The organism is Olavius algarvensis spirochete endosymbiont, assembly GCA_900608495.1.
Taxonomy (GTDB): domain Bacteria; phylum Spirochaetota; class Spirochaetia; order DSM-2461; family DSM-2461; genus UBA2779.
Genome location: UWYT01000004.1, coordinates 1 through 11,847, shown reverse-complemented (window position 1 = coordinate 11,847; position 11,847 = coordinate 1). Strand labels below are relative to the sequence as shown.

General features: G+C 48.5%; 8 protein-coding genes and 1 CRISPR repeat array. Of the genes, 1 reads left to right on the top strand and 7 read right to left on the bottom strand.

What is annotated here, in order from left to right; translation table 11 throughout:
• Positions 1-44: 44 nt before the first annotated feature.
• Positions 45-2,208: a CRISPR direct-repeat array (repeat unit 32 nt; unit sequence GTTTCAATCCACGCACCCGCGAGGGGTGCGAC).
• A 273-nt stretch (positions 2,209-2,481) separates the two neighbouring features.
• From cas2 to cas3, 7 genes are read right to left on the bottom strand one after another with little or no spacing between them, the layout of a single operon-like run.
• Entirely contained in the window at positions 2,482-2,772 is a 291-nt protein-coding gene (gene cas2 / locus S1OALGB6SA_RS00060) for a CRISPR-associated endonuclease Cas2 (RefSeq protein WP_124032149.1), read from the bottom strand.
• A gap of 3 nt (positions 2,773-2,775) precedes the next feature.
• Complete coding sequence (gene cas1c, locus S1OALGB6SA_RS00055; RefSeq protein ID WP_124032148.1) at positions 2,776-3,804, bottom strand: type I-C CRISPR-associated endonuclease Cas1c; 1,029 nt, start codon at positions 3,802-3,804, stop codon at positions 2,776-2,778.
• Positions 3,801-4,448: a CRISPR-associated protein Cas4 gene (gene cas4, locus S1OALGB6SA_RS00050; RefSeq protein WP_124032147.1), complete on the bottom strand. Its 648-nt coding sequence runs from the start codon at positions 4,446-4,448 to the stop codon at positions 3,801-3,803. The genes cas1c and cas4 overlap by 4 nt, the downstream gene beginning before the upstream one ends.
• A gap of 9 nt (positions 4,449-4,457) precedes the next feature.
• Positions 4,458-5,321 (bottom strand): type I-C CRISPR-associated protein Cas7/Csd2, encoded by an 864-nt coding sequence (cas7c, locus tag S1OALGB6SA_RS00045; protein ID WP_124032146.1) that lies wholly within the window; start codon positions 5,319-5,321, stop codon positions 4,458-4,460.
• Positions 5,305-7,029 (bottom strand): type I-C CRISPR-associated protein Cas8c/Csd1, encoded by a 1,725-nt coding sequence (cas8c, locus tag S1OALGB6SA_RS00040; RefSeq protein ID WP_124032145.1) that lies wholly within the window; start codon positions 7,027-7,029, stop codon positions 5,305-5,307. Before cas8c ends, cas7c begins: the two co-directional genes overlap by 17 nt.
• The gene (cas5c, locus tag S1OALGB6SA_RS00035; RefSeq protein WP_124032144.1) at positions 7,026-7,661 is read right to left on the bottom strand and encodes a type I-C CRISPR-associated protein Cas5c; all 636 of its coding nucleotides are present in this window, start codon (positions 7,659-7,661) and stop codon (positions 7,026-7,028) included. Before cas5c ends, cas8c begins: the two co-directional genes overlap by 4 nt.
• Positions 7,662-7,670: 9 nt before the next feature.
• A complete protein-coding gene (gene cas3 / locus S1OALGB6SA_RS00030; protein ID WP_124032143.1) occupies positions 7,671-9,842 on the bottom strand; it encodes a CRISPR-associated helicase Cas3' in 2,172 nt (723 codons plus the stop codon).
• A gap of 310 nt (positions 9,843-10,152) precedes the next feature.
• Here cas3 and purH point away from each other — a divergent pair, with 310 nt between their 5' ends.
• Complete coding sequence (gene purH, locus S1OALGB6SA_RS00025) at positions 10,153-11,769, top strand: bifunctional phosphoribosylaminoimidazolecarboxamide formyltransferase/IMP cyclohydrolase (protein ID WP_124032142.1); 1,617 nt, start codon at positions 10,153-10,155, stop codon at positions 11,767-11,769.
• The last annotated feature ends 78 nt before the right edge of the window (positions 11,770-11,847 follow it).

Genomic DNA, 11,847 nt, shown 5'->3' with positions numbered 1-11,847 from the left:
GGGGTGCGACATAATGGACCTTATCAGGTCGAGCTACTCGGGCGGTTTCAATCCACGCACCCGCGAGGGGTGCGACGAGATACTACACAGGTTGATGGGGTAACGATCGAGGTTTCAATCCACGCACCCGCGAGGGGTGCGACATCACTGCGCATATCTACTCGTATGCGAAAATGCTGTTTCAATCCACGCACCCGCGAGGGGTGCGACACCTTTATTATATGTCAAGTCATGCTACCCGTTAGGTTTCAATCCACGCACCCGCGAGGGGTGCGACGTCATCTCCACTGCTCCGCGGCGCCTCGATGATAGTTTCAATCCACGCACCCGCGAGGGGTGCGACGAGGGTAGGCGTATTTTTTGCGATGGCCCTGTAGTTTCAATCCACGCACCCGCGAGGGGTGCGACTTCATAAGATGATAAAACAGGAGAAAAAGATATGTTTCAATCCACGCACCCGCGAGGGGTGCGACAACTATTGATAGGTTAATCAGCAGTGCTAGGTGGGTGTTTCAATCCACGCACCCGCGAGGGGTGCGACGAATCTGTGTTAGTTATTGTAATCTCAGCTAGGCCGTTTCAATCCACGCACCCGCGAGGGGTGCGACAATCGAAGAATTAATCCGCGAGGGTGGTATGTATGGTTTCAATCCACGCACCCGCGAGGGGTGCGACATTCGCAGTGCGAAACTGCCGTGGAGCCCCTTTAGTTTCAATCCACGCACCCGCGAGGGGTGCGACACCATCCGCAAAACCTTTATCGCTGGTCCCGGCTGTTTCAATCCACGCACCCGCGAGGGGTGCGACGTCCTCTTTGTTCCATCTGCTTTCCGGCTGCGGAGTTTCAATCCACGCACCCGCGAGGGGTGCGACGGCGTCAGACACGGCCTGCAGCAGGCAGGATTTAGGAGTTTCAATCCACGCACCCGCGAGGGGTGCGACATCCTTGCCTCTGGGCGGATTGTTGCGGCGGGCAAGTTTCAATCCACGCACCCGCGAGGGGTGCGACATCCTAATAGTTCAACTGGCCAAGTAGGCCCCAGTTTCAATCCACGCACCCGCGAGGGGTGCGACGCCGAGCAGATATCAAGGCGGACATCGAGACTTGGGTTTCAATCCACGCACCCGCGAGGGGTGCGACGGGTTTTCTCGGTTTTTCGCGGCGTTTTTTGATGTTTCAATCCACGCACCCGCGAGGGGTGCGACGCCAGGCAATCTGGCGAGTCTGGCAACTTGGCGGTTTCAATCCACGCACCCGCGAGGGGTGCGACGATTAAACAAAATGCCAGCCGAACCACGGATCTTAAGTTTCAATCCACGCACCCGCGAGGGGTGCGACATCCCGGAGAGCCTCACCCACTGATGAAAATTCTCAAGCGTTTCAATCCACGCACCCGCGAGGGGTGCGACGGGATGCCGAGGACCAGAACGAAAATATTAATAATGTTTCAATCCACGCACCCGCGAGGGGTGCGACCGGCGGCCGGCGAATAAGTGACTGGATCGTGCAGTTTCAATCCACGCACCCGCGAGGGGTGCGACGAGGGGCGCGAAATTGGATCTGGCGAGTTGCACGTTTCAATCCACGCACCCGCGAGGGGTGCGACTGCGACCGCCGACCGAGACAATATTATCAAGCTCAGTTTCAATCCACGCACCCGCGAGGGGTGCGACAAGTATCTGCTATCCGATCAGTAATCCCTTGTAGGTTTCAATCCACGCACCCGCGAGGGGTGCGACGGCGGGCCCGATCTACTCGGGGCGGTCCAGTATGTTTCAATCCACGCACCCGCGAGGGGTGCGACAATTTGTCGTCGGGGGTCAAGTTAGCTAAATTATGTTTCAATCCACGCACCCGCGAGGGGTGCGACGTTAATGATGTGATTTTGTCGTCGAGTTATAACCTTGTTTCAATCCACGCACCCGCGAGGGGTGCGACGTGATCTGATCTATTAGCGTATCTCGTATATCCGAGTTTCAATCCACGCACCCGCGAGGGGTGCGACGCGAAAGTTGGTGATCTATGTCTAGTACATATACCGTCGTTTCAATCCACGCACCCGCGAGGGGTGCGACTTGGCGGCGCGCTCGACTGTCAATACATAATCTATGTTTCAATCCACGCACCCGCGAGGGGTGCGACAACGGTAACCCACTCGCCCCCCGCGTTGTCTCGGTTTCAATCCACGCACCCGCGAGGGGTGCGACCTCTTCATTATACTTCATTTCTGTACAATGAAATAGTGTCTCGAATTCATGAACCTCTTCCATATATTGTCCCTATCCTGTTCTGTCAAAGATCTAAATTCTATAAATGCTTATTATAACATAGATTACAAGTTTTGCGAACGGCCCATATTTTTCTGTTTCTGCTATGTTCGCGCAGTGAATTATTTGCTGAGATTACTTGGAATATTCATGAAATTCAAAAAAATGCATAATAGCTGAAGCGCCGACACTTTGAGGGAAAACACTGATGAATTATACAATCAAAGTCCCTTCCGGGTTATAGGAGGGTTTTGCTCCTACATGTTCTATTTTGCGTTTCCAATTACTCCCCAGGTAATAGTACCGAAGGCTATCTTTTTCAAAATCAATAACACTCTCTAATTTCTTCTTCATTTTGAGCCAAAGTCCAGGGTCTACCAGACATTCAAAAAGGGAGTACTGTACTCGCTGACCATAATCTTCACAAATCTTTCCTACACGCCGAAGCCTCCTGGCTCCTAGTGAATCTCCGGTTGAAACATCATAGCTCACCAATACCAACATGGTTTATCTCCAGAGGAAGGGGGGGTATTCATCAAGATCTCCCCGGATAAATCGGCAGAGCAACAGAGCTTGATAATAGAAAAGCAATCCCAACGGCATTTTTTCCTTCAGAAAAGGATGAGTAATAATTTCCTTTTTCCGTTTCTGATACGCTTCAATAACTGTTTTCCGGGAATTTTCCTTCATGTATACAGCACCACTGGCATACTTTTTGAAATCTCCCTGGTTGATCTGTTGCCGATTAATCAAGGAGAGTACCAGACGGTCGGCGAAGAAAGGACGGAATTCTTCCATCAGGTCCAGAGAGAGGCTATTGCGTCCGGGTCTGTCCCTGTGGAGGAATCCCACTGCTGGATCAAGTCCAACAGATTCGCAGGCTGAAATCATATCGTGATACAACAATGTGTAAACAAAGGAGAGTAGCGCGTTAGTCTTGTCCATGGGAGGGCGGCGACTCCGTCCTGAAAAGGTAAAATACTCAGATTGTTGAATAATCAAGTTATCGAAGAGAGCAAAGTATGCAGCCGCGCTATCTCCTTCAATTCCTCGCACAATCTCCAATCCGGGAGTTTTTCTCATGTGGTTAAGGGAGGTTTTGAGATGGGATATGGTTTTCTCTATCTGCCCCTTCTTATCTTTTTCAGAATGATCCCTTAGGAAACGCTTGAGGACCGAATTGATATTGAAGATTTTTCCGATTATCATATTTCCTGCGATTTGCGCCGAGGTTTGGAGTGAATCAGCATAACGGTACTGCTGTCTCCGCAGAAGGACATTCCCCGACACTTTCCCACTGAAGCGCCCAAGAAATTTGCCATTCTCACTTAGATAGCTGATGGTGATTCCCTTCTCCCCACAGGCCCCGATTAAGTATGGGCTGAGTCGTATATTCCCGAAACAGATGATTCCGTCTAGATTATGCAGGGGAAATTTCTTCTTCTCTTCTCCTATGTAAATTGCGATGGTTTCTCGTTCCCGAGCCAGATAAGACTCTTGTGTGGTAATGAAAAGCGTATTAAACAGGCGCCTCATAGCGCCCCCCCTTCCTTGTCTAAGATTCTGTTGATCCAGCTTCGAACGGCTCTCGGCTTTGCCGAAAGATTGGGCTGGCATTCCTCCTTCAAAGAACAGGACTTGCAATGGGGTTTTTTAATGGGAGGGGGCAGCTGTTCTTCCCGAAGCATCTGATGGATGCTATGGGTCGTGTGGGCAACTTCTTCTCTGAGATTTTGGCTCATCTCAATAGGAATACGCCGTCTATCCTTACCGTAGTAGAGATATCCTATCTCAATACTTATGCCCATCATTTCTTCCAGGCATAAAACCTGAGCGCATAGCTGCACTTCGTTTCCCGTGCTGTGTTTGGGCTTTCCCGATTTGTACTCCACGGGGTATACCTCACGGATCTCTTTACCCTGATAGCGAATTTCAACAACATCTGCTTTCCCCACAATACCCAGCTCGGAAGAGCAAATTGGCATGGAGAATTCCGTTCGGAATCCTTTTCTCTTTTCGATCGGATAACTGTCCACCCGGCTGTGAAAGAGATCGCCTTTGACAGTAAGGTAATTCTCCGCCCAGCACTGGTCTTTATGAATCAAGGCGCACCGCCTGGGACAGAAGGTGTAGTGCTGGAGGGAGGAGAGCATTATGAATTCCTCTTCGGAATAGGGCATATTGATATGCTAGAGCATTGCGATTACTTCAACTCCCTGAGGAGCGGATTCCGTATCGACAGTTATTCTATAATCTGAAATCGAACGGGGGGGCTTCTCCTTATCTATACGTTCAGTTTTCACTAGAGCAAAAAGATTCTGAGCAGGGGCAGTGCCCAATTCGGAATCGTGTTTGAATACAATCAGTTTCTGGGCGGCCATTTCTCCCCGCGATGCGGAATGATCGTGTTCAAACATATTCATCAGAGCTTGCCAGAACAGCTTTAAATCTTCCTCGGAGAATTCTGTCTGCTTTGCAAGGGGTGCGGAAATAAAACCGTGAACCCGATAAAGCCCGTAGGGAATATAGGCCTTTTTCCCCATGGTACGATTGTCCCCTGATTGTTTTTCGGCTTCTTTTGTGGTTTCAACAGCCATTCGCGTTATGGTGGCCACCAAGGGGACAACCGGATCGATGCTCCGTGAGAAGGAGAGCTGAATCGGTCCGCGGACCTGCCCGCAGTCGTTGACCTTTGTGCTCATTACCGCTCCGAACGCGCGGACATCAAAGAAGTTCCTGCACATCCAGATTCGTGCCTTACTCACCTTTTCCGATTTGTCCTTCACTTCTTCCACCGAGGCATAGGCGGGCTTCCGCCGTTCGGCTAGTATGGCTTTCTCCTTGATATATATGCTGTTGGGATAACTATCTTCATGTAAGAGTTCAACATAGTTTCTCACCTTGCGCTTGAGACAGACATCCGTTGTAATCCCATGACCGGTTTCCGGATCGATACGAGGCAAATTACCTCCGTCGGGGTCCCCATTGGGATTTCCGTTTCTGACATCAAATAATAATACGAATTCATAGCGGTTTTCAATCGGCTTGCTCATTGTTTTCTCCTTCGGTAGCAGTTTCTTTCTTCCTATAATTTTCATTTCTTTGTTGGTAGTAGGCGATGGCAAAAAGCCCTTGATCTTTCAAGTCCATGAGAGGGGGGAAGCCTTTGATATTCTCCATTATTTCGCCAATTCTCTTATCGGAAATTAATCCATACTCGGCCTTTTTAATATGATGCTGAGAGAGTTGAAGCAGTCTGGGGAAAACGCTGCCCGGAGTTGATGCGGCGGCGCTGAAGAAGCTATCTCTAATAGTTGTGTTGATGTTTCCCAAAGCATCCTGCTGGGCCTTTTCCAATACAGCGAAGAGCCGGCCCAGTAGATAGGCCGTTTCCAGATTTTTTGTGTCTAATGGCATACGAATCTCCTTGTTAAAATTTCGCTCCAATACCGCTTTCAGTATGGAAGCTCTTAAATAGTTGATGCGACCATCTGCACCAATGCGCCCCATTACTCCATGGTAGAGGCTCATGGGATATGGAGCACCAGTAAGAATAGCGCGCATCAAGGCCCCTCCCAGAACTGGAGAAATATCCTTGGTCTCCCGGGCCGTTTCCTTCAGCAAATCCCAGACTCCCGGATATTCAATATCTCGTTCTGAAGATTTATCAATCTCTAGATGTTTGAAGTGATTTCCAAGTCGGCGCATCAGTTCCTCTACTGAGCAAACATACCAGAAACGGAGGGCCAGCCTCCCTTGATTCAAAGCCAATCCCAAAATATAGAATTTCACCTCTCCATCCTTAGCATTGGGCAGAAATCCCTTCTTAGCCGCTTCCAGGAACTTCTGCACGGATTCTATTCCATCTTCACTCCTCGGATGATTTATAATCTTTCCAAGAAAGGGTTCAACAGGTGTTTTTTTCTCTGTCCAAAAAACAGTCGTGGCATCCCCTATTCGCAGACACTGGGTTTCGCTGCGAAACAGGTATTTTAAAGCCGTGGAGCTTTTAAATTCCGCTTCCACCGAGATGGGCGCGTTTTCTCCCCTGCTTTTTCCGTAGGATTCATAAGCCGCTTTGTTGAAGGACACTAAAGAGGCTCCGGCACCGAAGGAAAATTGAGCGTATTTGTTTTGAATAGGGTGAGTAAGCCCATCAATGAGGCTAATTCCTCGGCGATACTCTTTGCGGCCGACAAAGTTTTCCCACAGTTTTTGTACCTCGGGGCGTTCATGAACAAGGCCTCTATCTCCCTCCAGCTTAAATGCCACCCATTTCCCATCCTTGCCGCAAATTTCCTGCCAATAAGGGAGTGAAGTTGATTTGGACGGATCCCATTTTCTCAAGAAGGATTTGACAGCCAGAACCCCCTCATCCTGTGAGTTGCCGCATACTTCATCTATCAACTCTCTAAAAGAATTTTGATGCACATTCTTCCGTGAAGCACCGGACATACCGAAAATATAGTCCGCCCTATCCACCATGAAGTTTGGAGTTGTAGAGGAATTATTTGAACGGACATTTACGTGATTGGAATAAGGGACTTCGGAAAGCCTGTATTTGTAACTCTGGGCACTTTTTTCCCCTCTTATATCTTCAGGATTTCCTATAAGATTTCCATTCCTGTCTATGTTGATGCAAAAGCCAAGTTTTTCCATACTGAAGCCCAATGGGGGTATTTTTGCCCCTTCATTTTCCGAATCCTCGTGTTGTTCTTTGTATAAGCGGTCGTAAAGGGTTATCAGGGATTGAAGAATCACGATACCACCTTCTGATGGCAGTCGATTACGCCGTTCCGCATCAGGACCCGAAAAAAATGAGGTGTCATCTTGTCGGCAAAGTCTATGTCATGCAGCATATAACCCAGATTCTGTTCATCCTGATTGGCAAATTCTGAAGGCGGAATGGTTTCACACCATTCAAAATTCACTGGAAACTCGCGGCAGCCGAAATAGGGACGGTGGAAGCACTGTCCTTTTTGAGCTCTTCGTTTGAATATTTCAATATGTTTTCCCTCGTTTTGATCATCCGTATCCGTTAATTCAAAGTGAGCCTCAATTACATACTCAACATTTCGAAGTACTAGCGAGGCCCGCTGTTGACGATCATCTTCGATAAAGCGGCATACCAGTGTTTTCCCTTCCATGTCCTTCTTGTTTATAGAGGCCCGATTTGCCAATTCATTCCGGCGGATATTTTCGAATTTTATGGGTTTAAGCACATGGATGCGATCGATAATCCAACGGATGGCAGGTTTCCAGTAGATGGCCTCCAAAATGCCCCGGGCCGCCGAGGGGGTTATCACATCATAGGAAACTCGTTCCGCCTTCATTTCGGGGCGAGTGAATAAGGCATAATCTCCCCAAATTCTCAGCTTAATTCCATAACTCATCAGCGCCTCCTATAGAATAAAAGCTTCTCCCTCGGGAGAGCGGCATTGCAAACCGGTTTGCTTCGAATAAAGCTCACTGTTTTTAAGAACGAAAATTCCTTTTGCTGGAGATTCCAGCCATTCCTGAATTTCTTCCTGTTGATAAGGATAGATTTGAACCGTGAATTGCTGAAGACTGCGAAGGACTCCTCCTGTCTGCTTTGAGTCCTCCAGGGATTCCACCAGCTTCAGGGATTCAGCCTCAAGGGCTATAATAACAGGCACGGCCGCCGATTCAATCATTTGGAATTCAGCGATTTCTTTGAATGGTATCTCGCCTCTTACTGACTGATGGCCCTTTGCCAGGATACTATCAGAGTCCATTTGCTGCTCATTCTTCCAGAAATAGTCGTTAAAGTACTTTTTGACGCATTCGGGGCTTGTTAACCTACCGGAGAAACGATCAAACAGCTTCTCGGCTGATTGAGCGGCCTTACGGAAATAGGAAGCTCTTCTATTTTCAGGAAGCTGAAAAATGAAAACAGGTTGAGTTGTTTTACTCTTCCCATTCCGATTACATCGCCCGGCCGCTTGGGCAATACTGTCGATTCCTGATATCGCCCGATAGACACAGGGGAAGTCCACGTCCACTCCGGCCTCGATAAGCTGAGTGCTTATCACGCGGCATGGACGGTGGTTTTCCAACTGCTTTCGAATCTTATTTAGAATTTCTGTCCGATGAGCCGGATACATAAGGGCACTAAGGTGGAAATTATATTCTGATTCCGGCAGGGCCTTATATATTTCCAGTGCCTGCTTACGGGTGTTAACTATGCAGAGTACCTGCCGGCAATCAGACAGTTTAGCCGCTACATCCTCGATATCCAGTTCTCCTATGAAAGTCTCATCTGTTCTTCTTAGATTGGTGAAAAGAGTGGTCACATCCCGCACAATCTCCCTAACATTTTTCAGCCCCGATTTGAAATGATCGGAATGTCCCAAAGCCGGCTGGGTGGCTGTACAAAGAAGGGAGGTTACGCCGTAGCTATGAGAGAGTTCTCTAATTACTTCAAGACAGGGTTTGAGCTTTTCTACCGGGATGGCCTGCACCTCATCGAAAATCACAACACTCTGGGCAATGTTGTGAAGCTTGCGGCAGCGAGCGGGACGGGAATTATGAAATGAATCAAAGAACTGAACATTTGTGGTTACCACTATGGGGGCATCCCAATTCTCCGTGGCCAGACGGGTTTTCCAGTCCGAGTTATCATGGATGTAGTTGCAATGATGCTCCAGAACTGAATTTTCTCCCAGCATGTTTCTAAAGACACGGGCGTTCTGCTCAATGATGCTTGTGAAGGGAATAACGTAGATTATTCGCTCTTTACCGTGCTTCTTTGCATGTTCCAGGGCAAAAGCCAGAGAAGCCAGGGTTTTCCCTCCACCGGTGGGCACTGTTAAGGAGAAGAGTCCGGGTTCTTGCTTAGCTGCCTTTATACAATCATCCAGAACAAACTCGCGTTGTTTGTTGATCTGCAAGCTGGGATCAGCTTCATTTCTCAGCTTGTTAAATGAAGTCCAAAACTGATCGTAGAGTACTTCAAGGGCAGGCCAGATTCCTCGTTTAACGGCCTTGTCAGCATCCAGGTACTGTTCCGTATCCAAGTAATCCGAGTCTACTAAGCACGAGAACAGCATCCGAGTAAAAAACTGTAGCTGGTAGCCAAATCTTTTGTTGTCAGAAATGTCAAAGGGAAGTCCTTTTGGGAAATCCAACGATGGAAGCGGAATTTCAATGTTGGGATTCTCTTCCTGCAAACGTGCCTTAAGTCCGGTTCCAGCCCTCTCACCTTCCCAGGAGGGTAGTCCTCCATGATGACCGGCAACCGTGTAGCTTAGAAGCTTACCGGCCTCTTTGGAAGACTGATAGAGATGGCACGCTCCTACATCGGCATGTTTCGGATGTCCCTTGTAATACGAGGAAAACTCATCTTCAACGCCATTTACTTTTCTCAAATAGGCTTGCCAGGCGCGAGTTCCTTTTCCCAGATCGTGAGTGCGTCCCGCAATCTCAGCCCATTGCTGAGCTCCGAAAGACTTTGCGAAATCTGCAGCTCGGCGTGCAACGCCCTCGAGGTGGTTTTCAAGTGAATGCCAACTTTCGGGAGAAGTGTCTTCCTTACTGTGAGCGCAAAAGAACACAAACTAATTATTATTTATTTCCAAAATTGAGGGAATAGCTAACCAAAAAATATATTTCCGCTGACATCTCGGATCGAGTTGTTTGAGCTATTTGACTTCATAGAGTGAACCATAGTTGTCTGGTGCCGGCATATTTGCCAAACTTCCGGTTCCAATCGGGTTATATGGATGCGCTGCACTCTACTCTGATTAGTGTCTACATCAGTTCTCTCATTTGATATTAATCGAAGAAAGCACGCACAAATGAAGCTGGAGCTAACTCGACAGCTACAAAAAAATCTCTCATCATAAGAGCGACGGAGACTGGCCAATGAAAAAAATCGCATTGCTTAGCGTATATGATAAAACCGGGATAGTAGACATTGCACGCTTCCTGATGGAAATTGGGCATTCAATAATTTCGACTGAAGGAACCTTTGCTGCGCTCGTGGCGGCGGATGTGAAAGCAAGCGAAGTTTCCAAGTACACAGGCGCGGACGAGATATTAGATGGACGGGTGAAAACTCTGCACCCCAAAATCCACAGCGGCCTCCTTGCTCGAAGAGGAAACAGGCATAACATGGAGTTTTTGGAACAGAACCAAATCGACCCAATCGATGTTGTTGTCGTGAATCTCTACCCCTTTGTCGAAAAAGCGAAAGAGGGTTTATCGCTAGTGGATCTCGTGGATTTTATAGACATCGGTGGACCAACCATTATTCGAGCCGCCGCCAAAAACTGCGACAATGTTGTTGTGATATCAGACCCTGGCGAATACTCTGCGACAATAAATGAGTGGCGGAAAAATGGCGGACTTTGCATTTCAACTCGGAGGCGACTGGCTGGAAAGGCCTTCGCCCTCTGCAGTGCCTATGATGATGCAATCGCTGCACGATTCCTGAAAAGCATGGATGCGCAGGCTGATATCACCCCGGGAAATGGTTCGGAGTCATGCGGGAGTATAGTTTCGATATCTGATAGAGGCGCCGCACCTAAGCCAGGGGGCAACGATTTGCCTGATAGACTTGAACTTGCCTATAGAAAAGAGAGCAACCTTCGTTACGGCGAAAACCCGCATCAAAGGGCAGCATGGTATCTGCCTGTTACACGGCCCAATTTTGGAACGCTCAGCGAGTTCATTCAGCATCAGGGGAAGGATTTGAGTTTCAATAATCTAAGAGATCTCGATGCTGCTTGGCGGGTTGTTTCCGAATTCGAACAAATAGCTTGCGTTGGGGTTAAGCATGCAGCACCCTGCGCGGCCGCCCTCGGAACATCGATTTTCGATGCTTGGGAAAAGACATGGGCGGCCGATTCGCTGTCATTATTTGGCGGTATAGTGGCCTTCAATAACTTGTTGGACGAGGAAACTGCATCCTCTCTGGTGAAGCATTTTCTGGAGCTCGTTGCGGCGTCGGAAATAACCCCGGAGGCGCTGGAAGTTTTCAAGCAAAGAAGAGGTTTGAGAGTTCTTACCATCCCACAATTTCCTACTGACAGATGGGAGCTTATTCCCGTTGGTGGGGGTATTTGCTTTCAGGAATCTGATTGTGATTTTACTCCCGTCGAGGAATGGTTTTATCCAACAAGGATGAAGCCGACAGACGAACAGATTGAGGATTTGGCCTTTGCGCTGCGAGTGGTGAAGCACGTGAAATCGAATGGAATTGTAGTTGCAGCGGCAAAAAAGACACTCGGCATTGGAACGGGTCAGCCCAATCGGATTGGAGCAGTTGAACTCGCATTGAAGGGAAGGGAGCTTCGAGGTGCTGTTATCGCATCGGACGCTTTTTTCCCGTTCGATGATGCAATCCGCATCGCGGGGTTAGCGAAAATAGGAGCTATAATTCAACCGGGTGGTTCCATCCGGGACCGGGAGGTTATCGCCGCATGCGATGAATCGGGCATCGCGATGGCCATAACCGAGCGCCGGCATTTCAGGCATTAAGGTTGGCCTCTGAAACTGTCTTTGAAGATGTAATAAATCAATCTCGGTTTCGCTGTCAGTCTAAGATGTGTGAACAAA

Bases quoted from the DNA above. Each gene is read 5' to 3' on its own strand.
- cas2 (WP_124032149.1), bottom strand. From the start codon at position 2,772: ATGTTGGTATTGGTGAGCTATGATGTTTCAACCGGAGATTCACTAGGA.
- cas1c (WP_124032148.1), bottom strand. From the start codon at position 3,804: ATGAGGCGCCTGTTTAATACGCTTTTCATTACCACACAAGAGTCTTAT.
- cas4 (WP_124032147.1), bottom strand. From the start codon at position 4,448: ATGCCCTATTCCGAAGAGGAATTCATAATGCTCTCCTCCCTCCAGCAC.
- cas7c (WP_124032146.1), bottom strand. From the start codon at position 5,321: ATGAGCAAGCCGATTGAAAACCGCTATGAATTCGTATTATTATTTGAT.
- cas5c (WP_124032144.1), bottom strand. From the start codon at position 7,661: ATGAGTTATGGAATTAAGCTGAGAATTTGGGGAGATTATGCCTTATTC.
- purH (WP_124032142.1), top strand. From the start codon at position 10,153: ATGAAAAAAATCGCATTGCTTAGCGTATATGATAAAACCGGGATAGTA.